General features: G+C 72.7%; 18 protein-coding genes. 6 read left to right on the top strand and 12 right to left on the bottom strand.

Annotated features, from left to right (window positions below; translation table 11 throughout):
- Positions 1–49: 49 nt before the first annotated feature.
- Entirely contained in the window at positions 50–5,209 is a 5,160-nt protein-coding gene (locus ACTIF1_RS16580; protein WP_439597557.1) for a two-partner secretion domain-containing protein, read from the bottom strand.
- 145 nt (positions 5,210–5,354) lie between these two features.
- On the opposite strand from ACTIF1_RS16580, the gene ACTIF1_RS16585 reads away from it, so the two are divergent.
- Both ACTIF1_RS16585 and ACTIF1_RS16590 read left to right on the top strand, forming a co-directional pair.
- Entirely contained in the window at positions 5,355–6,026 is a 672-nt protein-coding gene (locus ACTIF1_RS16585; protein WP_439597558.1) for a nitroreductase, read from the top strand.
- Positions 6,023–7,258 carry an MFS transporter gene (locus ACTIF1_RS16590; RefSeq protein ID WP_439597559.1) on the top strand — a complete coding sequence of 412 codons (1,236 nt, stop codon included), beginning with the start codon at positions 6,023–6,025 and terminating at the stop codon, positions 7,256–7,258. Before ACTIF1_RS16585 ends, ACTIF1_RS16590 begins: the two co-directional genes overlap by 4 nt.
- A gap of 34 nt (positions 7,259–7,292) precedes the next feature.
- Here the strand turns inward: ACTIF1_RS16590 and ACTIF1_RS16595 are convergent, their stop codons facing one another.
- Together ACTIF1_RS16595 and ACTIF1_RS16600 are read right to left on the bottom strand one after the other, a co-directional pair.
- Positions 7,293–9,143 carry an ATP-binding protein gene (locus ACTIF1_RS16595; protein ID WP_439597560.1) on the bottom strand — a complete coding sequence of 617 codons (1,851 nt, stop codon included), beginning with the start codon at positions 9,141–9,143 and terminating at the stop codon, positions 7,293–7,295.
- A gap of 202 nt (positions 9,144–9,345) precedes the next feature.
- Positions 9,346–10,338 (bottom strand): Bug family tripartite tricarboxylate transporter substrate binding protein, encoded by a 993-nt coding sequence (locus tag ACTIF1_RS16600; RefSeq protein ID WP_439597561.1) that lies wholly within the window; start codon positions 10,336–10,338, stop codon positions 9,346–9,348.
- A gap of 162 nt (positions 10,339–10,500) precedes the next feature.
- Between ACTIF1_RS16600 and ACTIF1_RS16605 the strand changes: the two genes are divergently transcribed.
- Positions 10,501–11,325 carry a DNA-binding transcriptional regulator gene (locus ACTIF1_RS16605; RefSeq protein ID WP_439597562.1) on the top strand — a complete coding sequence of 275 codons (825 nt, stop codon included), beginning with the start codon at positions 10,501–10,503 and terminating at the stop codon, positions 11,323–11,325.
- A gap of 1 nt (position 11,326) precedes the next feature.
- Here ACTIF1_RS16605 and ACTIF1_RS16610 read toward each other — a convergent pair whose 3' ends face one another.
- Together ACTIF1_RS16610 and ACTIF1_RS16615 are read right to left on the bottom strand one after the other, a co-directional pair.
- Positions 11,327–12,703: an MmgE/PrpD family protein gene (locus tag ACTIF1_RS16610; protein WP_439597563.1), complete on the bottom strand. Its 1,377-nt coding sequence runs from the start codon at positions 12,701–12,703 to the stop codon at positions 11,327–11,329.
- The gene (locus tag ACTIF1_RS16615) at positions 12,700–13,686 is read right to left on the bottom strand and encodes a Bug family tripartite tricarboxylate transporter substrate binding protein (protein WP_439597564.1); all 987 of its coding nucleotides are present in this window, start codon (positions 13,684–13,686) and stop codon (positions 12,700–12,702) included. Before ACTIF1_RS16615 ends, ACTIF1_RS16610 begins: the two co-directional genes overlap by 4 nt.
- A gap of 158 nt (positions 13,687–13,844) precedes the next feature.
- On the opposite strand from ACTIF1_RS16615, the gene ACTIF1_RS16620 reads away from it, so the two are divergent.
- Positions 13,845–14,909, top strand: coding sequence for a mandelate racemase/muconate lactonizing enzyme family protein (locus tag ACTIF1_RS16620; protein WP_439597565.1), 1,065 nt, complete (start codon positions 13,845–13,847; stop codon positions 14,907–14,909).
- 6 nt (positions 14,910–14,915) lie between these two features.
- Here ACTIF1_RS16620 and ACTIF1_RS16625 read toward each other — a convergent pair whose 3' ends face one another.
- The 7 genes from ACTIF1_RS16625 to ACTIF1_RS16655 all read right to left on the bottom strand — a co-directional run bounded on the left by ACTIF1_RS16625 (position 14,916) and on the right by ACTIF1_RS16655 (position 21,192).
- Positions 14,916–15,863, bottom strand: coding sequence for a Bug family tripartite tricarboxylate transporter substrate binding protein (locus ACTIF1_RS16625; protein WP_439597566.1), 948 nt, complete (start codon positions 15,861–15,863; stop codon positions 14,916–14,918).
- Between the two features lie 16 nt (positions 15,864–15,879).
- A complete protein-coding gene (locus ACTIF1_RS16630) occupies positions 15,880–16,653 on the bottom strand; it encodes an SDR family NAD(P)-dependent oxidoreductase (protein ID WP_439597567.1) in 774 nt (257 codons plus the stop codon).
- A 16-nt stretch (positions 16,654–16,669) separates the two neighbouring features.
- Complete coding sequence (locus ACTIF1_RS16635; protein WP_439597568.1) at positions 16,670–17,626, bottom strand: tripartite tricarboxylate transporter substrate binding protein; 957 nt, start codon at positions 17,624–17,626, stop codon at positions 16,670–16,672.
- Entirely contained in the window at positions 17,623–18,444 is an 822-nt protein-coding gene (locus ACTIF1_RS16640) for an amidohydrolase family protein (protein WP_439597569.1), read from the bottom strand. The genes ACTIF1_RS16635 and ACTIF1_RS16640 overlap by 4 nt, the downstream gene beginning before the upstream one ends.
- Before the next feature lie 11 nt (positions 18,445–18,455).
- A complete protein-coding gene (locus ACTIF1_RS16645; RefSeq protein WP_439597570.1) occupies positions 18,456–19,307 on the bottom strand; it encodes an amidohydrolase family protein in 852 nt (283 codons plus the stop codon).
- Between the two features lie 89 nt (positions 19,308–19,396).
- Positions 19,397–20,158 carry an IclR family transcriptional regulator domain-containing protein gene (locus ACTIF1_RS16650; RefSeq protein ID WP_439597571.1) on the bottom strand — a complete coding sequence of 254 codons (762 nt, stop codon included), beginning with the start codon at positions 20,156–20,158 and terminating at the stop codon, positions 19,397–19,399.
- Positions 20,159–20,178: 20 nt separating this feature from the next.
- On the bottom strand, positions 20,179–21,192 hold the full coding sequence (locus ACTIF1_RS16655) for an NAD(P)H-quinone oxidoreductase (RefSeq protein ID WP_439597572.1): 1,014 nt from the start codon (positions 21,190–21,192) through the stop codon (positions 20,179–20,181).
- Between the two features lie 170 nt (positions 21,193–21,362).
- On the opposite strand from ACTIF1_RS16655, the gene ACTIF1_RS16660 reads away from it, so the two are divergent.
- Positions 21,363–22,364 (top strand): Bug family tripartite tricarboxylate transporter substrate binding protein, encoded by a 1,002-nt coding sequence (locus tag ACTIF1_RS16660; protein WP_439597573.1) that lies wholly within the window; start codon positions 21,363–21,365, stop codon positions 22,362–22,364.
- Positions 22,361–23,164, top strand: coding sequence for an amidohydrolase family protein (locus ACTIF1_RS16665; protein WP_439597574.1), 804 nt, complete (start codon positions 22,361–22,363; stop codon positions 23,162–23,164). Before ACTIF1_RS16660 ends, ACTIF1_RS16665 begins: the two co-directional genes overlap by 4 nt.
- The last annotated feature ends 7 nt before the right edge of the window (positions 23,165–23,171 follow it).

Consider the following 23,171-nt stretch of genomic DNA (forward strand, 5'->3'; position numbering starts at 1 on the left):
GACGCATTTTCTGAGTCGCCTTGCGAAGCCGCAAAGCATTGAAAATGCTCTACTCCTCCTCATCATCCTCCCGCCGCCAGGGGGGCGGGGTGGCCACCAGCACGGTGGGCACGCCCCGGCGCAGATCCCATTCGGCCAGCCTCGGCGCCGTGTCATTGGCCGGCAGGGCCAGTGCCAGGGGCGAAGCGGGGTCCGGGATCACCACCACCGGCGGCACGACGGGCGGGTCCACCACGGGCGGCACCACCGGCGGGTCGATCACCGGGGGATCCACGGGCGGATCCACCACCGGCGGCAGGCCGCTGCAGGTGCTGGCCGCCATGACGCAATTGTTGAACTGGTAGCCGGCGGAGGTGGCGGGCACCGCCACCAGCTGCGCCGCCGCCGCGCCGCCCACGCCGCCCAGCGTGCCCAGGAGGAAGGCCGACCCACCCTGGCCCAGCACGCCGAGCCGCCCGGCATCCAGCGTGCCCAGCACGGCCGCGCCGTCCAGCAGCAGGAAGACGGGCGCTGCCCCCGTATCCAGGGCGAAGACCGCGGGCCCCGCCGGGGCTGCCTGTGCCGGTCCGAAGCTGGCCAGCTGCGTCGGCTGCTGCGCCGGGGCCAGGCCGGGCTGGTCCGCCACCAGGCCGGCGGGAATCGCGGTCAGCCCGCCCACGCGGCTGTCCATCAGCAGCACCGGCAGCGCGGCCGGGTTCCGCGCCACCACCCGGCTGGGGGCGCCGGCGCCGAAACCCTGGGGGCTGGCCAGCAGCACGGCGCGATCCGCCTGCAGCACCGCGCCATCCAGCCGCATGGCCCCGGCCGAGCGCAGCACCACATCCGCGCCGCTGGCGGTGCCGGCCAGCGTCATGGCGCTGGTGGACAGCAGGCCGAGGCTGCCCTGCGCGCTGGCGCCCAGCAGCAGCGGCACCGCATTGCCCGCCCCCTCCAGCGCGATGCTCCCCGTCGCCGAAAGCCGCAGCCCGCCGCTGCCGATGCCGAGCCCCGCGCCACTGGCGGACTGGGAAATATCGCCGGCCGTGGCCTCCAGCGTCGCGCCGCCGGCGGTGACGGGCGCGGCGAAGCGCAGCGCGCTGGCCGAGAGGGCGAGGGCGCCGGTGACATCCAGCGCCTCCTCCACCGCCAGGGCGCGGCTGCTGGCGAGCGTCAGCCCGCCGAGCTGGCCGCCGAGCAGGGCCACGTCATGCACCTGCCCGAATTGCGCCGCCCCCGGCGTGTTCAGCCGCAGCAGCCCGGTGGTGAGCCGGGCGCCGGGGCTGTCCTGGATCCCGGTCTCGGCGCGCAGGTAGATGGTGCCGGCCGCGATCGCCCCGGTCAGCAGCAGCGGTGCGGATCCCTCCTGCGCCAGGGCGAAGCCGCCGGAGGCCCCGCCCGCGCCCAGCGCCGCCACCTGGTTGCCCTGCCCATCCAGCAGCACCTGCCCACCCATGGCACGGGCGCTCAGGATGGTGGCGGAAAGGCCGGCGCCGCGCAGCGTCTGGGTGATGTCGCCCGTGGTCGCCTCCAGCTGCGCCGTGCCGGCGGCGACCGGGGCCAGCAGGCCGAGGCTGGCGGCGGAGAGGCTGAGCGCGCCGGGTGCGGCCAGCGCCTCCGTCACCTGCAACGGGCCATCGACGGCCAGCGCCAGGCTGCCGGCGCGGCCGCCGATGGAATCGATGGCATGCCGCCCGGCGGCATCCAGCCGCACCGGCCCATCCGTCTCCAGCCGCAGCGCCGTGCCGCGCAGGGCGCCGCCGGCCACGTCGGTCAGGCCGCTTTCGGTGCGGAAGAACAGCGTCGGCGCCGCGACCGGCCCATCCAGCCCCAGCGCCAGCGGCCCCTGCTGCGCCAGGGCGAAATCGCCCGCCGCGCCGCTGGCGCCGAGCGTGCCGAAGCTGTTGCCGGCGCCGAGCAGCGTGACATTGCCGAAGACGGAGCGCGCCAGAAGCCGCGGGGCTGCGATGCCGGCGCCGCTTGCCGCCTGGCCCAGGCTGTCCGCCGCGAGGAGGGAGATGGTGTCGCCGGCACTCAGCGCCCCCTCCAGCGTCAGGGTGCCGCTGGTGGCGATGCGGAACTGGCCGGTGGCGCTGCCGGCACCGAGGCGCGGCAGGCTGTTCGCCGCATCCTCCAGCCGCACATCGCCGGCCGTTGCCCGCGCCCGCAGCAGGCTGCCGGAAAGGCTGGCGCCGCTGTCCTGGGTGAGGGAGGTGCCTGCCAGGTCCAGCTCCCCGGCCGTGGCCAGCGGGGCGGTGATCTGCAGCGCCTGGGTGCTGTGCAGCGCCAGCCCGCCCGGGGCGCTGATGGCGCCGAGCTGTGTCACCGCATTGGCCGCACCGCGCAGATCCACCGTCCCCCCGGCCTGCAGGGCGAGATAGGGCGTGGCGAGGCCGGCGGTGGCGGTGGGGTCCTGCCGGAAGTCGCCGCCGAACTGCAGCAGCAGCCGGGCGCCGGCCAGCCCGGCCGTCGGGTCCGGCGCCGCATCGCCGCTGCCGCGCCAGGCGAAATCGCCGAGCGCCGTGCCGCCGATCCGCGCCACGTCATTCGCCGCCTGGGCCAGCAGCACCTGGCCGAGCGGGGCTTCCGCCACCAGCCGACTGGCGCGGATCGCGCCGAAGGCATCCTGGGTGATATCCCCCGTGCGGGCGCGCAGGCTGGCGCTGGCCGCGGTGACGGGCGCTTCCAGGGACAGCGTGGCGGCTTCCAGCGCCAGGCTGCCGCCCACCGTCATCGCCTCATCCACCCGCAGGCCGCCATCCTGGGAGAGGCGGAAATCGCCGGTCGCGCCGCCGCCGGCCAGCACGCCCACCGCATGGCCGCTGCCCTCCACAGCCACGCTGGCGCCGGCGAGGCGGGCGCGGTCCGTCACCAGGGCGGCGCCCGCCCCGGCCCGCAGCGCGCCGCCGGCCGTCAGCGTCACGGCCGGCGCGGTGACGCTGCCCAGCAGCTCCAGCGCGCCGCTCGTCGCGAGGCTGATCACACCATCGCTGCGCAGCGTGCCGAGGGTGGCGATGGCATTGGTGGGATCGGCCAAGGTGATGCCGCCCGGCGCCTCCACGTCCAGCCGCAGCGTGCTGATCCGCGCGCCCTGGTCCTGGGTCAGCCCGCCGCCGAGGCGCAGCTCGATCTCCGGCGCGCTCAGCGGTGCGGCGAGCATCAGGTCGCCGGCGGTCGCCACCAGCATCCGGTCCCCGGCCTCGCCATACAGCTGGGCGATGCCGTTCAGCCCGGCATCGAGGCGCACCAGCCCATCGGGCACGCGCAATTGCAGCGTCTCCGCGATCAGCCGCGAATTGGCCGCCTGGGTCAGGTCCCCCTGCCGCACCTCCAGCGTCACCAGCCCGGCATTCACGCCGCCTGCCACCTCCAGCGGTCCCGTGGTGGTCAGCGCCAGGCCCCGGGGGGCGAAACTGTCGCCGAGGCGGGCGATGCGGTTGCCCTCGCCGGCCAGCGCCACCGCGCCCAGCGCCGAATCCAGCCGCAGCAGCCCGGCCGTCACCCCGGCGCCGCTGGCCTGCTGGGTGACGCCGCGCAGTGCGAAGAGGTCCACCCCGCCGGTGGCGGTGAGCGGCGCGAAGAGGCTGAGCGTCTGCGGCGTCTCCAGCGCGATATCGGCCGCGGTCACCGCGCCATCCACCGTCATGGCGAGGCGGCTGGTGACGTCGAAGCGCGCGGCGGCGCTGCCGCCGGCGATCGCCCGGATGGTATTGGCGGCGGCGTTCAGCCGCACGGCGCCGCCGCTGCTGCGGGCCTCCAGCGTGCCGAGGTTCAGTGCCGCGCCGCTGGCATTTTGGGTGATGTCCCCGGCCGAACGCAGCACCAGGTCGCCGGTCACGGTGATGCCGCGGCGGATCTCGATGCCCTGGGCGGTGGCGCCCGTGGTCTCCAGCGTCAGCGGCCCGCTCGGCTTGTTGATCGCGGCCTCCACCCGGATGGCCTGTTCCGCCTGCAGGGTCAGCGCCCCGGTGGTGGCGCCGATCGTGGCGGCGGTGATTTCCGCCGGCTCGGTCGCGCCGCTGAGCGTCGAGACCACGCGCAGCGTCACCGGGTCGACCAGGACGGTGCCGGTCGCGCCGGCCTCCATCAGCCCGTCCAGCGCGAGTGCGCCGCGGGACGAGACCTCGATGGCGCCGCCCTCCGCCCGGATGGCGCCGCGCATCTCCGTGCGCTCCGCCGCATGGACGATGACGGTGCCGCCGGGGGCGGTGATCTCCGCGCCGGGCGCCACCGTGGTGCGGGCGGCCAGTCGGCGGGGCTGGCCGATGCGGCTCTCGGCGCCGGCGCCCAGCGTCACCTGCCCGCCGGGCTGCGCCGTGATGCGGGCGGTGCCGCTGGCCTGGACGCTGCCGCTGGCCGTCGCCTCGATGCTGCGGCCGGCCAGGGCGCCGTCGATCCGCACCCCGCCGCCTTCCGCCCGCAGGGCGAGCTGCGCCGCGCTGGTGCTGCCGCCGGCCTGGACCAGGTTCTCCAGCACGCCGGAGGCGGCGCGGGCGCTGAGCAGCACGCTGCCGCCCTCCGCCTCGATGGTGCCGGTCTGCGTCACGAGCGACGTGGCGCCGGAGGGGGCGGTGGCGACCTGTCGCGTGACGTCCAGCGCCAGCAGCCCGTCGCCGGCCAGGTCCAGCGTGAAGGCCTCCCCGGCCGCCAGGGCAACCCGGCCGAGCCGGGCGCGGATGGTGCCGGAATTGGCCACCTGCGGCGCGACCAGCGCGGCCAGCCCCTGCTGCGCCACCGTGACCTGCCCGCGATTCTCGACGCGGGCGCCGGGCCGCGGCACGCCATCGAACTGCATGCGGCCGGCCTGGAAATTCTGGTTGGTGATGTCGGAGGTGGTGGCGATCAGCGCCGCCACATCCACCTGCGCCCCCTGGTGGAAGACCACCCCCGCCGGATTGACCAGCGCCACCCCGCCATTGGAGGTGACCCGGCCGGCGATGGCGGAGGGGTCGCCCCCGGTCACCCGGTTCAGGGACCAGGAGGTGGCGGCCGGCTGGCGGATATCCACCTGGTGATTGCGGCCGACATCGAAGCGCTGCCACTCGATCACCGCCCGGTCGCTGGCCTGGTTCACCTGGGTGCGGCTGGCGGTCTGGCTGATGCTGGCCTGGCCCGCCACCACGGCGCCGCCCGTTGGGCGCGCATCCGGCGCCTGGGCGGCCGCCGGCGGGGCGAGGGGCGCGACGGCGAGGCCGGAGGCGGCAAGGGTGAGGAGGGCGGGGCTGCGGCGCATGGTGGCCGCATCCTGCGTCAATCATGACCCAACCATGAAGCGAATTGTTCGCCCACCCCGCACGCGGCCTTGCCCACCGCCGGCGAATTGCCTGCAACCGCCTGGCAGGACAGGATGGCGCGCATCTGGAGGGCGTCGGTCAACAATGGATGTATTCGAGGCGCTGGCCACGCGCCGCAGCCTGCGCGGCTTCCGGCCGGACCCGGTGCCGCGCGCAAGCCTGGAGCGGATCCTCAGCGCGGCCGCCCGCGCCCCCTCCGGCTCCAATATCCAGCCCTGGCGGGTGCGGGTGACGCAGGGGGCGGAGAAGGCGCGGCTGAGCGCCGAGGTCCGCGCCGCGCATGATGCCGGCGCCACGGTGAAGCGGGACTATGAGTACTACCCGACCATCTGGCGGGAGCCCTATCTGGCGCGGCGCCGCAAGGTGGGCTGGGGGCTCTATGCCCTGGCCGGGGTGGCACGCGGCGATGCGGCGGCGGGCCATGCCCAGCGCGCCCGCAACTTCGACTTCTTCGGCGCCCCCGTCGGCCTGTTCTTCACCATCGACCGCGACCTGAACCAGGGGTCCTGGCTCGACTACGGCATGTTCCTGCAATCCATCATGCTGGCCGCGCGCGGGCTGGGCCTCGACAGCTGCGCCCAGGCCGCCTGGTGCGACCACCATGACGTGGTGCGCCGCGTGCTGGGCCTGGCGGACGACCAGGCGCTGGTCTGCGGCATGTCGCTGGGCTTCGCCGACCCGGACGAGCCCACCAACCGGCTGGAGACGGAGCGCGCGCCGCTGGCCGATTTCGTCACCTTCGGCCCGGAGGCGTGAGCCCCGACCCGGCGGCCGCGATTCTCGACAGCCGGCAGAGCTGGATCCGGCTGGCGGCCATCGTCGGCCTCGCCACGCTGGGCGGCGCCGGCATGTGGACGGTGGTGGTGGCGCTGCCGCATGTGCAGGCGGAATTCGGCGCGACGCGGGGCGAGGCCTCGCTGCCCTACACCCTGACCATGATCGGCTTCGCCACGGGCGGCATCCTGATGGGGCGGCTGGCCGACCGTTTCGGGATCATGGTGCCGGTGCTTTTCGGCACGGTGATGCTGGCGGGCGGCTATGTGCTGGCCGCCATGGCGCCGAGCCTGACGGCCTTCGCCCTGGCCCAGGGGGTGCTGATCGGCGCGCTGGGGTCGTCGGCCGCCTTCGGGCCGCTGATGGCGGATGCCTCGCTCTGGTTCCGGCGGCGGCGCGGCATCGCGGTGGCCCTCGCCGCCTCCGGCAACTACCTGGCCGGCACGGTCTGGCCGCCCATCCTGCAGGCGCTGATCGTGGCGCAGGGCTGGCGCATGGCGCATCTGCTGGTGGGGATCGCGCTGCTGGTCACCATGCTGCCGCTGGCCCTGCTTTTGCGGGCCCGCGCCCCGGTGCTGCGCGTGGCGCCCGTGGTGGCCGGCGCACCGCCCCTGGCGACCGACCGGCCGCTTGGGATGCGCCCGAACAGCCTGACGGCGCTGCTCTGCTTCGCCGGCATCGGCTGCTGCGTCGCCATGGCCATGCCGCAGGTCCATATCGTCGCCTATTGCGGCGACCTCGGCTATGGCGTGGCGCGGGGGACGGAGATGCTGTCCCTGATGCTGGCCTGCGGCATCGTCTCCCGCATCGTCTCGGGGCTGATCGCGGACCGCATCGGCGGGCTGGCCACGCTGCTGCTGGGCTCCGTGCTGCAGGCGGTGGCGCTGGCCTTCTACCTGTTCTTCGACAGCCTGGTGTCGCTCTACCTGATCTCCGCCCTGTTCGGCCTGTTCCAGGGCGGCATCGTGCCGAGCTATGCGGTGATCGTGCGGGAGTATTTCCCGGCCCGGCAGGCCGGCACCCGGGTTGGCATCGTGCTGATGGCCACCCTGCTGGGCATGGCGCTGGGCGGCTGGCTCTCGGGCCTCGTCTTCGACTGGACCGGCAGCTATGCCATGGCCTTCCTGAACGGCATGGCCTGGAACGCGGCGAATGTCGTGATCGTCGCCTGGCTGCTGTGGCGGGCGCGGCGGCTGGGGCGCCCCAGGGGTTGACCAGGGGTTGACCGGGGGTTGAACCAGGGGCGCGTCAGGCCGCGGGGCCGGTTTCCAGCGCCCGGTCCTGCCGCGCCGCGCCGATGCGGGCGACGGCGGCCAGCAGGGCGCGGCGTTCCACCGGCTTGGACAGATGGCCGTCGAAGCCCGCTTCCAGCATGGCCTGGACCTGCTCGGGCAGGGCATCCGCCGTCAAGGCCAGCATCGGCAGGCGCGCCGCCGGCCCCGGCAGGGCGCGGATGCGGGCGGCGGTGGCGCTGCCGCTCAGGCCCGGCATCTGCTCATCCATCAGGATCAGGTCGGGCAGCGGATCCGTCTGCAGCAGGGCCAGCGCCGCCTCGCCGCTCTCGGCCTCGATCACCTGGTGGCCGGCCGGGCCCAGCAGCGCCATGGCGACGAAGCGGTTGGCGGCGACATCGTCCACCACCAGGATGCGGAGCCCTGGGGCCGCAGCGGGCGGGGTGGCGGGCGGGTGGGCCGGGGCCGGCTCCTCCTCCGCCGTCGCGGGCAGGGGCAAGGCCAGGGTGAAGCAGCTGCCGCGGCCCCGCGGCCCATCCGCATGCGCCAGGCTGCCGCCCAGCGCCCGCGCCAGGGCGGCACTGATGGCCAGGCCCAGCCCGCTGCCGGTGCGGGACTCGCCGGCATGGCCTTGCGCGAATTCCTCGAAGAGATGCGGCCGCAGCGCGGGGGCCACGCCGCTGCCGGTATCGGTCACGGCGAAGGTCACCATCTCCCCCTCCGCGGCCACCCGCAGGGTCACCGTCCCCTCGGCCGGGCTGAAGCGGATGGCATTGGCCAGCAGGTTCATCAGGATCTGCCGCAGCCGCAGCCCATCCCCCAGCACGGTCCGGGGCAAGGCGGGGTCGAGCTGCAGCACCAGCGTCACCCGCTTGGCCTCGGCGGCGTCCTGCATCATCGCCAGGCTGGTGCGGAGGAAGCCTTCGAGCCGCAGCGGACGCGGCAGGGCCACGAAGCGCCCGGCCTCGATGCGGGAGATATCGAGCACCTCGTTCAGGATCGCCAGCAGGTGGCGGCCGGCCTGTTCCAGCGTCTCCGCCTGCAGCCGCTGCGCCGGCCCCATGGAGCTGTCATGCGCAAGCGCCTGGGCCAGCCCCATCACGCCATTGAGCGAGGTGCGCAGTTCATGGCTCATCCGCGACAGGAAGCGGGTCTTGTGCGCGCTGGCGCGGTCCGCCGCGTCGCGCGCCGCGGCCAGGGCGGCGGTGGCGCGCATGGCCGCCTTCTCCTTGGTCAGCGCCACCAGCAGCACCGTGCCGCCGGCCAGGAAGACCACATTGAGGAAGAACAGCGCGCTGAACATGAAGCCCACCGGCAATTCCGTATCGCTCGGCCGCGGCGCGAGCGCCAGCGCGCCACCGGCGATCGCCAGATAGGTCACGGTCACGCCGGCCAGCAACATGATGAACAGCGGGCGGGAGGGCAGCGGCGCCACCCGCTGGCCGCGCACCAGCTCCCGCAGCGCCAGGCCGTTATAGGCCAGCATGACCAGCCCCATCAGCGCCACCCGCAGGTCGATGTTGGCGTGGAAGGCGGGCACCTGGTTGGCGGCGAGCCAGACGAGGGCGCCCAGTGGCACCACCCAGGTCTGCGCCCGCCGTCCCTCGAACAGCCGCGCGCCGGTCCAGTTCAGGCCGAGGCCGATGCAGACCAGCGCATTGGCGAGGTCGATGGAGACCCAATCCGGCGCCACGCCGCGGGCACCGATCAGCACCGTTCCGACGGAACCCAGCAGCCGAGCCAGGCCCCAGCTCGCCAGCGCCGGCTCTGCCCGGTCCTGGGTCCAGAGCCAGAGCATCGCCAGGCCCATGAATCCGCCGAGGAAGGCGGAGAAGACGAAGACCGTCGGAAGATGGATCTCAGGCAACCGGTTCCACCCCGCAAGCGACGGGGTGCCTCGTCATGTTGCCTTGAGGTATAGCGCGATCCTTGACGCAGGCTCAACCGGCGGTTGCCGCAGCGAATCGGTCGGCCGCATGGGCCGCATCATCCGGCTTCAATGCTACGGGAAGTCGCAGAGCAGGCCTGCATTGCGGGAGAGGATGCGGGCGGGCCGACGCCCTTTCCTGTCACTGCCGTTCGATGCCGGCGCGTTCGATGACCTGCGCCCAGGTCGCGATGTCCCGCTGCAGCAGTGCCGCCATCTCCGCCGGCGCATTCGGCGCCGGTTCCACGCCCAGCGCCAGCAGTCGCGCCCGCATCGCCGGCATGGCCAGGATCTCCCGCAGATGGTCGTTCAGCAGCGCGATGACGGGGGCCGGCGTGCGGGCCGGGGCGAAAAGGCCGTTCCAGCCGGTGACGGCGTAATCCGCCAGCCCGGCCTCGCGCAGCGTCGGCAATTCGGGCAGCAGCTGGGACCGCTGTTCCCCCGTGCCGGCGATGGCGCGGATCTGCCCGCCCTCCAGCGCCCCGCGCGCCGCGGCGAAGGATTCGAAGGCCAGTTGCACATCGCCGCGCTGTGCGGCGGTCAGCACCTCCGGCGTGGTGCGATAGGGGATGACGGTGGCCTCCAGCCCGGCGGCGACGCGCAGCCATTCGGCGGCCAGGTTCTGCGTGCTGCCGGGGCTGATGGTGCCGATCGCGATCCGCCCCCCATTGCGCCCGGCCGCCAGCACATCCTGCACCGAGCGAAGCGGCGAATGGGCGCCGGTCAGCAGCAGCAGGTCGAAGGAGACCAGGGCGGAGATGGCGGTGAAATCCGCCACCGGGTCATAGGGCAGCGACTTGAACAGGGATTTGTTGATGGCATTGCCGGTGCTGAGGATCATCAGCGTCTGGCCATCCGGCGGCGCGCTGGCGCCGAGCCGGGCGGCGACCGCCCCGCCGGCGCCCGGGCGATTGTCCACCACCACCTGCTGGCCGAGGCGCTGCGCCAGCTGTTCGCCCACCAGCCGCGCCGTGAGATCCGCAAGCCCGCCCGGGCCGAAGCCGATGACGATGCGGATCGGGCCGCTGGGAAAGCCCTGGGCCGCGGCCGCTGTGCCCCGCAGCAGCCCGGCCGCCAGGAGCGTGGTGCCGAGCAGCCGGCGGCGGCCGCAGCGCGCGGCATCGGATGGCATCATGGCGCGTTTCCCCCTTGGATGAGGCCGGACCCTCCCGGGCTGCGGCCGGGGAGGCAAGCGGCCGCTCGCCCGGTTCCGGCAGCCGGAAAGCCCGCCCGCTTGACCCCGCGCCCCGCGCTGGGCCGAATGCGCGCCAAGGCGGCTGCAGCACCGCTTCGGGGGATGACGACCGATGACGCATCTGGCGATCGCGCGGCGATGAGCGGCCCGCCGGTGAATTCCGTGCTGCGCGCCTTGGCCCTGCTGAAGGAGCTGAACCGGCAGCGCCATACCACGGTGGACCAGCTGCACCGCGCCACCGGCCTGCCCAAGCCCACCATCATGCGCCTGCTCGGCACGCTGATCACCGCCGGCCTGGTGGTGAAGGGGGAGCGGGGGCTGGGCTATCGCATCACCTCCCAGGTCGCGGCGCTGAGCTCCGGCTTCCATGGCGGGCCGCTGGTGGCGGAGGCCGGGCGCGCCTGGGCGGCGGACCTGACGCGGCGGCTGAAATGGCCCGCCGCCATCGCAGTGCCGGACCAGGGGCGCGTGGTGGTCGCCGTCAGCACCATGGCGGACAGCGCCGTCTCGCCCTTCCACGCGACGGTCGGCGTGCGCTTCAGCATGGTGACGCGCGCCATCGGCCGCGCCTATCTGGCCTTCTGCCCCGAAGCCGAGCAGCGCATCCTGCTCAGCCTGCTCGCCGCCAGCCCGGATCCGGAGGACAATCCGCCGAACCTGGACCGTGTGGTGCAGCGGATGGTCGCGATGGTGCGGCGGGAGGGCTATGCGCAGCGCGACCCCAAGGTGGAGCCGCGCAATTCGAACACCGTGGCGGTGCCGATCATGCAGGGCGAGCAGGTCGCCGGCACGCTCGGCCTCAGCTATTTCCGGTCCGTCGTCGGCCATGCCGCATTGACCGGGGAACTGGTGCCGGCGCTGCAGGAGGCGAGCCGGCAGATCACCGCCTCCATGGAACGGCTGCGGGCGATGGCGCGGCCGGAATAGCTCAGCCGGCGAGCGCGTCGAAGACCGGCGCCACATCCTCCACCGCCTCCAGCCGCAGCAGGCGATCCACCGCCGCCTCCGCCTGGGCCGGCGCCAGCACGTCGCGGACATTGGCGCGGAATTTCGCGACGATGTCGTCGCGCGACATCGGATTGCTGCGGGTGCCGCGCATGTCGTCGATGCGATGCGTCAGCACGCGGCCATCCCGCATCCGCAGCGTGACGGTGCCGCCGGAGCGCGTGGGCTCCGTCGCCGGATCGTCCTCGTAGAGCACACGGTCAGCCAGGGCGTTGATCACGGGATCGCGCAGGCTGGATTCGGCATAGGCGTCCTTGTCCATGCGGCCGCGCACCAGCGCCTCCGCCACCGTGTGCTGCAGGCTGATGCGGCCGTGCCAGGTGGTGGCGGGGCGGCGCTTGTCGGCGACGGGTTCGCACATCGTCGGGAAGGATCGCTTGCCGATCTGGCAGACCACCTCGGCGATCTCCTCCGGCTTCACGCCATGCGTGCTGCGCAGCGCGATGGCGGCCTCGATATGCGGCATCATGGTGAAGGCGCAGGGATGCACCTTCGACGCGATGTTCAGCACTTCCCAGTTGTCGCCGAGGCCGTCGCACAGCGCGTCGAAGCGCAGGTCGTCGCGGCCCTGCACATGGCTGCGGAACCAGCCGAAGCGGCCGTCGAAGACCGGTCCGGGGCCCGAAATGCCAGCCTCCGCCAGCGCCATGGCGCGCAGCGCGCCGGTGGCGGCGAAGCCCACATGCATCATCTTGGTGGAGCTGCCATCCTCGAAGGAGGCGTTGAGCCCGGCCGAGAGGCTGCCGGCCGCGCCGATCGCATCCGCGATGACCGGCGCCCCCAGGCCGCGCAGCCTTGCCAGCGCATAGGCGCCGCCGAAGACGCCGAAGACGGCGGTGGGGTGGAAGCCCAGGTTGTGCAGGCGCACCGGCGTGATGCGGCCGAGCCGGCAGGTCAGCTCGCTGCCCACCAGCACGGCCTCGATCAAGGCTCGGCCGGAGAGGTTGCGGCGCTGGCCTTCGGGAAAGGCGACGGCGACGCAGGGCGCGGTAGGGTGGATGAAACTCTCGATATGAGTGTCGTCGAATTCCAGCACCGCGGTCATCACGCCATTGACGAAGGCGGCCGCCATCGGCGCGACCGGGGCCGCCTCGCCCAGGATGCGCGCGCCACCGCCGCCTTCCAGCGCCACCGCCGCACGCCGCGCGGCGGCGACGAGGGGCAAGGGCTTCGTCGCCAGCATCACGCCGACCAGGTCGAGGATGCGCAGTTTGGTCGACTCCACCACCTCCGCCGGGACCTGCGTCAGTGTCAGGCCAGCGGCCCAGGCGGCGGCGCGGTGGTTCAGGCTCTCGCTCATTCGGCGGAAATCCCGGCGCTGCGGATGATGGCGCCGAATTGCCGCGTATCCTCGGCCAGATCCTCCGCCAGCTGGCTCGGCGAGCGAAAACTGGGCACCACGCCGATGCGGCCCAGCCGGTCGAGGAAGGCAGGTTCCTGCAGCATCGCCTCGACATGCCGCGCGATGGTGGCGACGATCTCGGGCGGCATCCCCGCCGGGCCCATCAGCGCCTGCCAGCCGGAGGTGCGGACATTGGGGAAGCCCTGCTCGGCCAGGGTGGGGATATTCGGCAGCTGCGGCAGGCGGCGGTCGCCCACCGCGGCCAGGCCGCGCAGCCTTCCCTGCTGCACATGCTGGATCACGACGGTGTCGATCAGGAAATCCACATCGCCGCCGAGCATGGCCTGCACCGCCGGCGCCGAGCCGCGGAAGGGGATATGCACCGCCTCGAACCCCGCCTCGCGGCGGAACATCTCCGTCATCACATGCAGCGTGGAGCCGATGCCGGAGGAGCCGTAGTTCAGCTTGCCGGGATTGCGCCTGCCGTAGTCCACCAGCTCCGCCAGCGTCGCCACGGGCAAGGTGTTGCGAACGGCGAGCAGGCGCTGCGACTCGCTGATATTGGCAATGGCCGTAAAATCCCGCACCGGGTCGAAACCGACCTGCGTGATATGCGGCAGGATGGCGAAGATGGCATTGCCGGCGAGGAGCATGGTGGTGCCATCCGGCGCCGCGCGGGCCACGGCGCGCGCGGCGATCGCACCGCCGGCGCCGCCCTGGTTCTCCACCACCACCGGCACGCCGAGCCGCGCGGAAAGCCCCTCGCCCACCAGCCGCCCAACCAGGTCGCCGGTGCCGCCGGCGGCATAGGCGACCACCAGGCGGATCGGCCGGTCCGGGAAGGCGGCGAAGGCGGGCGAGGCGAGGCTGGCCCCCAGTAGCAGCGGGGCCAGCAGCAATTGGCGCCTCTGCCAGGGCGGTGACGAGGTTCGGACCGGCATCTTGGGGCGCTCCCTTCGCGTGGCCGCAGTGTAAGGCGGGCAGCGGGGGCGGGACGGGGCTATCTCGCCGCGTTCCGCATTCCGGAAAGACGGCCCTTGCGCGGCGCGCGCGGTGGGGCCGCGTGGCAGTCTCCGCCGCGAATCACGGAGGACACCGCATGCCCATCGTCACGGCCGAGTTGCGCCCCTGCACCCAGCGACAGGCCGATGCCGGCTGGAAATTCGCGCGCGCGACGGTGCCGGAACTGCAGGGCTGGGTGCTGGTGCTGACCGATGAGGACGGCGTGGTGGGACTCGGCTACGCGCATGCGATCCCCGCCATCACCACGCATGGCGCGGGGGCGGAGGCGGCGCTGCATTTCCTGCGGCCGCTGCTGATCGGCCGCGACCCGGCGGAGGCCGGCGCCATCCTGGACCTGATGGAGGCGACGCTGGTCGGCAACCGGTCCGTGAAGGCGGCCATCGACATGGCGCTGCACGACCTGCTGGCGCGCCGCGCCGGCCTGCCGCTTTCCGCGCTGATGGGCGGCAGCTTCCGCGACCGCATCCCGCAATCGCGCATCCTGCCGATCAAGACGCCGGCGGAAATGGCCGCTTCCGCCGCCGCGCTGGTGGGCAAGGGCTATCGCACGCTGAAGCTGAAGCTGGCCGGGGAGGGCGCGCTGGATGCGCAGCGCGTGGCGGAGGTGCGCGCGGCGGTGGGCACCACCGTCACGCTGACGCTCGACCCGAACCAGTCCTACAGCGCCAAGGGTTTTCTCACAGCCTGGCGGCAGATGGAGCGGCACGACATCGCGCTGGTGGAGCAGCCGGTGCCGGCGGGGGACTGGGCGGGCCTGGCGCTGGTGACGCGCACGCTGCCGGTGCCGATCGAGGCGGATGAAAGCGTCGAGACCATCGCCGACGTGTTCCGAGTCGTCGAAGGCCGCGTGGCGGATGTGGTGAACCTGAAGCTGACCAAGCTGGGCGGCGTGCGGAACTTCGTCACCGCGGCGCGGATCCTGGAGGCGGGGCAGATCGCGGCGCGCGTCGGCGCCGCCTTCGGCCCGGCGCTGCTGCAGGGCGCCGCGGCCCATGCCGCGGCCTCCCTGCGCCAACTGCCCTTCGCCTGCGAGCTGTCGGAGCACGACCACATCCTGGACGACCCCTTCACGCCGCTGCCGATCGAGGACGGCATGATCGCCGTGCCGCCCGGCCCCGGCTGCGGCATCCGCTATGCCTGAGGCGGGTCAGCGCAGGGCGAGCTGTTCGATCAGCCGCGCCATGGCACGATCCTCCTCGGCCAAGGCACGGCCGAACTGCGCGCGGTCCTGCAGCTGCACCTCATTGAAGGCGCGCTGCATCGCCTGCGCATAGGCGGGCGCCGCCGCGGCATCGCGGAAGAGGCGGTCCAGATGGTCCAGGATCGGCTCCGGCGTCTGCTTCGGCGCGAAGAAGCCGAAGCGCGTCACCAGGTCCACCTCCAGCCCCAGCTCCTTCAGCGCCACCAGATCCGGCAGCGCGGCGCTGCGCGTGGCGCCGGTCTGCGCCAGCGGAATGATGCCGTGCGATTCGACCGTCGGCATGATGATGCCGGGCGCGCCCACCACCAGGTCGATATCGCCCGCCAGCAACGCCGTCATTGCCGGCGCGATCCCGGCATAGGGCACATGCAGCAGCTTCACGCCTGCGGCACGCGCCATGGCCTCGCCCGCCAGATGCGGGGAGCTGCCGATGCCCGGGGAGCCGAAGGAGATGCTTTCGGGCCGCGCGCGGGCCGCGTCCAGCATCGCCTGCGCGCTGCGATGCGGGAATCCGCGCTTGGCCGCCACCATGATGGGCAGCGCCACCAGCTGGCAGACCGGCGCGAAATCGGCCGCCGTATAGGGCTGGTTCTGGATGCGCGGCACGACGGTGAGCGCGGCGGTGCCGCCGAAGAGCAGCGCATAACCATCCGGCGCGCTGGTCCGCACGCGATTGGCGCCGATGCCACCGCCGCCACCCACCACGGATTCGATCACCACGGGTTGGCCCAGCCGCTGCGCGAAGTCATTCTGCAGCAGGCGGATATACTGGTCCGTTCCGCCCGCGGCATAGGGCACGATCACGCGGATCGGCCGGTTGGGGAAGTCCTGCGCCCAGGCGGGGCGGGCCAGCAGGGCGGAAGCGGCAAGCGTCTGGCGGCGCGTGATCGGCATCGTCGTCTCCCTCGAATCACAGATGCCGGCCGCAATCCACCAGCAGCGAGGTGCCGGTGGTCAGCCGCAGATGCGTGACGGCGGAGACCACCGCGAGCGCCACGTCATCCGCCTGGCAGAGGATCTTCAGCGGCGTCAGCGCCGCCTGTTTCAGCACAGCGTCGCGGCTGCGGCCCGGCACGAAGCCGGTATCCACCGCGGCGGGGGAGATGCCGATGACGCGGATCTCCGGCCCCAGCACGCGGGCGAGCGAGACGCCCATCACATCCAGCGCGGCCTTGGAGGCGCAATAGGCGATGCTGCTGCCGAGCCCGTTCTGCGCGGCGAGGGAGGATATATTCACCACCACCGCATCGCCGCCGCGCTTCAGCAGCGGCGCGAAGGCGCGGATGGTGGAATAGGGGCCGCGCACATTGGTGATCAGGATGCGGTCGAAGGTCTCATCGTCCAGCGCCTCGAGATCCGCATGCGGCACGGCGCGCGTCGTGCCAGCGGAATTCACCAGCACATCGGCGCGGCCCAGGCGGGACTCCACCTCCGCCGCCGCGGCGCGGATCGCGGCGGTATCCGCCATGGGCAGGTGCAGCGGCAGGTGGCCGCGGCCCGGCAGCTCCGCCGCCAGCGCCTCCGCCCGATCTCGGCCGCTGTTGTAGCCGATGGCGATGGTGGCGCCGAGTGCGGCGAGGCGGCGGGCGGAGGCTGCGCCGATGCCGCTGCTGCCGCCGGTGATGACGGCGACCTTGCCGTTGAGGTCGTAAGGGCCGAGGGCGCCCGGATTCACGTCGCTCATGCCATCGCTCCTTGTCTCAGCCGGTCGTCAGGTTCAGGGCTGCCAGAAGCTGCGCCGTCGCCGCATCCTCGGCCGCCAGGAAGGTCTGGAACTGCGCGGGATCGAGCAGTTCCACCTCGTTGAAGGCGCGCTGCATCGTTTGCGCATAGGCGGGGTCGGCGCCACCTTGCAGCAGCAGGCGGGACCAGCGGTCGATCACCGCAGCATCCGTGCCGCGTGGCGCGAAGAAGCCGAAGCGGGTGACGAGATCCACCTCCAGCCCCGCCTCGCGCAGCGTCGGCAGGTCGCGCAGCACGGCGATGCGGCGCGTGCCGGTCTGCGCCAGCGGCACCACGCCGCGCTCCACCAGCGGCATGATATTGCCGGGCGCGCCCATCACCAGGTCGATGTCACCGGCGAGCAGCGCCACCACCGCGGTCGCCACGCCGGAATAGGGCACGTGCAGCAGCTTCACGCCCGCTGCCTTGGCCATGGCCTCCGCCACCAGATGCGGCGTGCTGCCGATTCCCGGCGTGCCGTAGCTCAGCCCTTCCGGCCTGGCGCGCGCTGCCCGCAGGAAGCCTTCGAAATCCGTGAAGCGCGCGCCGTGGCGGGCGGCCAGCACATAGGGAATGGCGATGAGATTCGCGATCGGCGCAAAATCCGCGATGGAATAGTTCAGCCGCTGCAGCCGCGGCACCGCCGTCAGCGCGCCGGTCCCGGCGAAGAGCAGCGTATAGCCATCCGCGGCCGCATTGCGCACGCGATTGGCGCCGATGGAGCCGCCGCCGCCGGTGACGGAGTCGATCACCACCGGCTGGCCGAGCGCCTGGTTCAGCCCCGCCTGCAAGGGCCGGATGAACTGGTCCGCGCCGCCGGCGGCATAGGGCACGATGACGCGGATGGCGCGGTTGGGATAGGCCTGCGCCCGCGCCGCCGGCGCGCCCAGCAGCAGGCCGGCCGCCGCCAGGGCGCTGCGCCGTGTGAGGATCATCTGCCTTCTCCCTGCATGCCGAACAGCCGCGCCGGATTGCGCCACAGGACCCGCTCGCGATCCGCCGCATCCGGCACCACGCGGTGCAGCGCCGCCAGCAGCGGCCCGAAATCCGTGCGCGACGTCGCGCGCAGGAAGGGCCAGTCCGAGCCCCAGATGCAGCGGTCGATGCCGAAGGCCTCGATCAGCGCGGCGATATAGGGGTCCGTGTCGACATAGGGGGATCCGGTCTCGCTGAAGCGGAACACGCCAGAGAGCTTGATCACCGCATCGCTGTCGCGGCCGAAATCCAGCAGCGCGCGGAAGGCAGGCTGTTGCAGCCCGCCCGGCAGTTCGGGCCGCCCGGAATGGTCGATGATGACGGGCAGCCCCGCCGCGCGCAGCAGGGGGATGGCGGCAGTGAAGCTCTCGCCGTGATGGTAGTGGATCTGCACGAACCAGCCGGCCTCCCGCGCCCGCGCCAGGGCGTGCGCGCGCAGCGGCGGGCTTGTGGGAAAATCCAGGTTGAAGCGGATGCCGACGATACCGCCTTCGACCAGCCGATGGACCTCCGCCTCCGCCGTCGCATCCGGCAGCAACGCCACGCCCTTCAGCCTTCCACCGGCTGCGGCGATGGCTTCGAGCATATAGGTATTGTCCGCGCCATAGCCGCCGAGCGGATTGATCAGCACGCCATGGGTGAAGCCGTGGCTCGCCAGCATGTGCAGGAATTGCGGCGCGGTGCCCAGCTCGTTCGACGCGATATCGAAGCCGCGGTCGCCGCCCCAGCCCTGGCGGGTGAGGTCGAAGGCATGGGCGTGGCAATCGACGGCCGGCATGGTGATCGCCCTCAGAAGCCGTAGAGCCTCGCGGGATTGTCCACCAGCAGGCGCTGGCGATCCTCCGCGGTCGGCGCGAAATCCGGCACCAGGTTCAGCAGCTCCATCTCATCCACCGGCGTGGTCAGGTTCGGATGCGGGAAATCGGTGCCCCAGAGCACCCGGTGCGGTGCCGCCCGCATCAGCGCGCGCGCGAAGGGCAGCGCAGCCGTGAAGGGAGACAGCGTCATGCGCTCCGCGCCGCTCAGCTTCACCCAGATGCGCTCATCCCCCAGCAGCGCCAGCAGCGCGCGGAAGGCGGGGCCATCGGTGCCCAGCGTGGGATCGACGCGGCCCATATGGTCGATCACCACCGGCATGCGCAGCGCGCGGATCAGCGGCGCCATCTCCGTCACGCCATCGCCCTGCAGCTGCATCACCATGTGCCAGCCGAGCGGCCGTGCGCGATCCGCCGCGCGGTGGAACAGGTCCATGTCGGGCGCGCCGCCCAGCGCCTTGATGAAATTGAAGCGGAGGCCGCGCACGCCGGCCGCATGCATCTCCGACAGCTCGGCCTCCGTCGTGGCATCGTCGATCATGGCGACGCCGCGATAGCACGCGGGATCGCTGTGCAGCGCATCGACCATGGCGCGATTGTCCGTGCCGTGGCAGCTGGCCTGCACGATGACGGCGCGGCCCAGGCCGAGGCGGCGGTGCAGCGCGGCCAGCACCTCCTTCGGCCGGTCCTCCGGCGTATAGCGACGGCTGGCGGCATAGGGAAAGCGGGCGGCGGGGCCGAAGACATGGCAATGGGAATCGCAGGCCAGCGCCGGCACCTCGAAGCGCGCCAGGCGCAGGTCTTCCTCCGGAGTCTGGGCCCGCATGACATGTCCTCGGCTTTCCGTGCGGGACGCTAATGCGCAGGCGCCCCGCGGCAGAAGGAGCTTCTGCCCCCATTCCGCAGCGCGGAAAGTCAGGCGGGTGGCGGGCCGTGCAGGCGCTGCAGCGCGGCCGTGATCTCCCGGCTCGCCTGCTGCAGCGCCGGCACCAACTCCCCGGTCAGGGTCGCCGGGCTGACGGCGGAGCGGAAGAAGCTGAGGCCGATGGTGCCCGCGACGGCATGGCCCTGCAGGATCGGCACCGCGACGGTATTGGAGGAGCGCGGCTCCACCTTCGGGTCGCGCAGCGCATAGCCCTGGCGCCGCACCGTGGCGACGATGCCGCGCACCACGTGCTGCAGGTTCGGCGGATTGTCCTCCGGATCGCGGGCGGTGGCGAGCAGGCGCAGCAGGCTGCGGCGCTCAGCCTCCGGGCAGAAGGCGAGATAGGCGCGGCCGAGGGCGCGCGTCACCAGGCTGTGGCGCATGCCGATGGTCGCATGGAAGGGCGAGACGGTGCTGCTGGCCGCGGTGCTGGCGGCGATCAGGATGCGCGCCCCGTCGCGCACCGCGATGGCGGCCGGCCAGCGCAGCCGGCGCGTGAGATCCGCGGCCCAGGGGCGCCCCGCCTCCGCCACCAGCGGTCCGCCATGGAAGCCGGCGCTGAGCAGCTGCACATCGGAAGTGACGCGATAGCCGATGCCGCGCTCCCCCTTCGCCACCAGCCCGGCGGCGGACAGCGTGCCGAGCAGGCGCATCACCGTCGGCTTGGGCAGGTCGGTCGCGCGGTGCAGCTGGTCCACGGTCGTGGTCTGCTGCCTGTTCAGCTCCCGCAGGATGGACAGGGCGCGCAGCACGGACTGGACCGGCGGTTCGTTCAGGGCCTGGGTTCCGGCACCGTCTCCGCGAGGTCGGAGACGGTCAGCACCAGCTTGCCGATCTGCGCATTGGCGTCCAGCACGGATTGCGCGCGCCCCGCCTCCTCCAGCGGATGGATGCCGCAGATATGCGTGCGGATGCGCCCCTGCTCCAGCAGCGGCCAGACCTGCTCCACCAGTTCGCGCGCGATGCGGCCCTTATAGGCGGCCGGGCGGGAGCGCAGGGTGGAGCCGGTGAGGGTGAGGCGGCGGATGTAGATCTCCCGCGTGCTGATCTCGGCTTTCGGGGCGCGGTGGCTGGCGATCAGCACCAGGCGGCCATCGGGGGCCAGCAGGCTCATCTCCTGCTGCGTATAGTCGCCGCCCTGCGAATCGAGAATCACATCGATGCCGCCAGGCGCCAGGGCGCGTAGCTGCGCCGCCCAATCCGCCGCGCGATAATCCACCACGCCGGTCGCCCCCATCTCCCGGCACAGCGCCTGCTTTGCGGCGCTGCTGCTGGTGGCGAGCACCGTGGCGCCGCGCAGCTGCACGCCGATCTGCATGGCGGCAAGCCCCACGCCGCTGGTGCCACCCTGCACCAGCAGCGTCTCGCCCTGCGCCAGCCGGCCCAGCCAGATCACATTGTTCCAGGCGGTGAAGAAGACTTCCGGCAGCGTCGCCGCCTGCACGAAGCTGAAGCCGCGCGGCACCGGTAGGCATTGCACCGCCGGCACCAGGCAGAACTCCGCATAGCCGCCGCCGGAGACCAGGGCGCAGACGGCATCGCCCGGGCGTGGCCAGGCCACGTCCGGCGCCACCGCCTCCACCACGCCCGCGATGTCGAGGCCGGGGATATCCGTGACGCCCGGCGGCGGCGGATAGAGGCCCTTGCGCTGCTGCACATCGGGCCGGTTCACGCCCGCGGCGGCGACGCGCACCAGCACCTCCCCCGCGCCGCAGGCCGGCACAGGGCGATCCGCCAGAGCCAGCACCTCCGGCCCGCCCTGGCCCCTGATCTCGATCACCCGCATGCCATCGCTCCCTGCTGCGCTGCTGCCCCCTAGCATGGCGAAACGGCGGCGATGCCGGCCGCGGCGGCCGGTTCCGGGATGCGGAATGGGCCATCGATTCGCTGGATGGGCCGGGCGGAGTGGCTAGGCTGCATCGCAAGGCGCGGCCTGACGCGCCGTGGAGGAAATGCATGCCGTCCGCCCCCCAAGCGGCTGCCGATCGAGGCCGCGCCGCCATCCGGCGCCGTGCGCTGCTGGGCGCAAGCCTGGCCGGCATCGCCGCGCCGCTGGCGGCGCAGGAAGCCTGGCCCAGCCGTGCCACGCGCATCCTGGTGCCCTTCGCGCCCGGCGGCACCACGGATATTCCCGCACGCATCATCGCCGAACACCTGGCGCGCAAGCTGGGCAAGCCCTTCGTGGTGGAGAACCGGTCCGGTGCCGGCGGTGCGCTTGGCATCCGCAGCGTGGCGCAGGCGACGGACCGGCACACGCTGCTGCACACCACCTCCGCCGTCGCCATCCTGCCGGCGCTGCAGCGCGATCCGGGCTTCGATCCGCTGGCGGATCTGCTGCCCATCAGCATGACCACCGCCTCGCCCATCCTGCTGGTCGTGCGCGGGGATTCGCCGGTCAAGGACCTGCCGGACTATCTGGCGCGGGCGCGCGCCGCGCCGGGCCGCATCAGCTTCGGCACCGCCGGCATCGGCACCACCGTGCATCTCGCCGGCGAATTGCTGAAGCTGCGCGCGGGGGTGGATCTGCTGCACGTGCCCTATCGCGGATCCTCGCCTTCCGCCACGGCGTTGCTGGCGGGCGAGGTCGATAGCGGCTTCCTCAGCCCCATCGAGGTGCTGGCGCATATCCGCGGCGGGCGGCTGCGCGCATTGGCGAATTGCGCCGCGACGCGCAGCGCCCTGCTGCCCGAGGCGCCGGCCATGCCGGAGGCCGTGCCCAGCTACGAGGGCGTGCAGCTGTGGTTCGGCCTCTTCGCCCCGCGCGACCTGCCGGCGGAGGCGGTGGCGACGGTGATGCGCGAACTCCTGCCGCTGCGCCAGGGCGTGCTGGCGGACCGCATGGCGGAACTGGGTGCGGAGACATTGCTGGATGGGCCGGAGGTGCTGGCGGCGCGGATGCGCGCCGAGGTGCCGCTCTGGCAGGGCATGGTCGCAGCCGCAGGAATCCCCCGCGAATGAAGGACTCACCCCTGGTGGACACGCATTTCCACCTCTACCTGAAGGACATGCCGCTCACCTCCTGGGCCTGGCACAAGCCACCTGAGGATGCCTCCGCCGAGGATTTCCTGCAGGTGATGGACCGGCACGGCATCGGCTTCGGCGTGATCGCGGCCGCCAGCCTGCATGGCCAGTACAACGACTACGTCATCCGCGCGCTGCGCCGCCACAAGCGTCTGCGTGGCACGGTCTTCGTGCGTCCGGAGACGGATATGTACACGCTGGAGCGGATGAAGGCCGATGGTGTCGTCGGCATCCGCCTGTTCTTCCGCCGCGTGCCGGATCCGCCGGACCTCACCAGCCCGGAATACCGGCTGCTGCTGCGGCGCGTGCGGGACCTGGACTGGCATGTGCACACGCTGGTCAGCAGCCCGATGCTGCCGCAGGTGATCCAGGAAGTGGAAGGCGCCGGCGTGAAGCTGGTGATCGACCACTTCGGCAAGCCGGACGAGCAGCTTGGCGTGAACTGCCCCGGCTTCCAGGCGCTGCTGGCGGCGGTGGAGCGGGGCCGCACCTGGGTGAAGATGTCGGGCGGTTTCCGCATGCCGTCGCCGGCCGCTGCGCGCAGCTATGCGCAGGCGCTGCTGCGCGTCTCGGGCGGGGAGCGGCTGATGTGGGGCAGCGACTGGCCCTTCGCCGCCTTCGAGGATCGCGTCAGCTACGCGCAGACCATCGCCGATCTGCACGACTGGGTGCCGGATGCCGCGACGCGCCGGCTGATCGGCGGCGAGACGCCGATGCGCCTGTATTTCGGCCAATGAAAAAAGG

It is taken from the genome of Falsiroseomonas sp. (genome assembly GCF_051860665.1).
Lineage (GTDB): Bacteria > Pseudomonadota > Alphaproteobacteria > Acetobacterales > Acetobacteraceae > Falsiroseomonas.

Excerpts from the sequence above, each read along its gene's own strand:
- ACTIF1_RS16620 (WP_439597565.1), top strand. The coding sequence starts at position 13,845 with ATGCCCATCGTCACGGCCGAGTTGCGCCCCTGCACCCAGCGACAGGCC.
- ACTIF1_RS16615 (WP_439597564.1), bottom strand. The coding sequence starts at position 13,686 with ATGCCGGTCCGAACCTCGTCACCGCCCTGGCAGAGGCGCCAATTGCTG.
- ACTIF1_RS16635 (WP_439597568.1), bottom strand. The coding sequence starts at position 17,626 with ATGATCCTCACACGGCGCAGCGCCCTGGCGGCGGCCGGCCTGCTGCTG.
- ACTIF1_RS16580 (WP_439597557.1), bottom strand. The coding sequence starts at position 5,209 with ATGCGCCGCAGCCCCGCCCTCCTCACCCTTGCCGCCTCCGGCCTCGCC.
- ACTIF1_RS16600 (WP_439597561.1), bottom strand. The coding sequence starts at position 10,338 with ATGATGCCATCCGATGCCGCGCGCTGCGGCCGCCGCCGGCTGCTCGGC.
- ACTIF1_RS16605 (WP_439597562.1), top strand. The coding sequence starts at position 10,501 with ATGACGACCGATGACGCATCTGGCGATCGCGCGGCGATGAGCGGCCCG.
- ACTIF1_RS16645 (WP_439597570.1), bottom strand. The coding sequence starts at position 19,307 with ATGCGGGCCCAGACTCCGGAGGAAGACCTGCGCCTGGCGCGCTTCGAG.
- ACTIF1_RS16585 (WP_439597558.1), top strand. The coding sequence starts at position 5,355 with ATGGATGTATTCGAGGCGCTGGCCACGCGCCGCAGCCTGCGCGGCTTC.
- ACTIF1_RS16610 (WP_439597563.1), bottom strand. The coding sequence starts at position 12,703 with ATGAGCGAGAGCCTGAACCACCGCGCCGCCGCCTGGGCCGCTGGCCTG.
- ACTIF1_RS16660 (WP_439597573.1), top strand. The coding sequence starts at position 21,363 with ATGCCGTCCGCCCCCCAAGCGGCTGCCGATCGAGGCCGCGCCGCCATC.
- ACTIF1_RS16655 (WP_439597572.1), bottom strand. The coding sequence starts at position 21,192 with ATGCGGGTGATCGAGATCAGGGGCCAGGGCGGGCCGGAGGTGCTGGCT.
- ACTIF1_RS16640 (WP_439597569.1), bottom strand. The coding sequence starts at position 18,444 with ATGCCGGCCGTCGATTGCCACGCCCATGCCTTCGACCTCACCCGCCAG.
- ACTIF1_RS16630 (WP_439597567.1), bottom strand. The coding sequence starts at position 16,653 with ATGAGCGACGTGAATCCGGGCGCCCTCGGCCCTTACGACCTCAACGGC.
- ACTIF1_RS16625 (WP_439597566.1), bottom strand. The coding sequence starts at position 15,863 with ATGCCGATCACGCGCCGCCAGACGCTTGCCGCTTCCGCCCTGCTGGCC.
- ACTIF1_RS16665 (WP_439597574.1), top strand. The coding sequence starts at position 22,361 with ATGAAGGACTCACCCCTGGTGGACACGCATTTCCACCTCTACCTGAAG.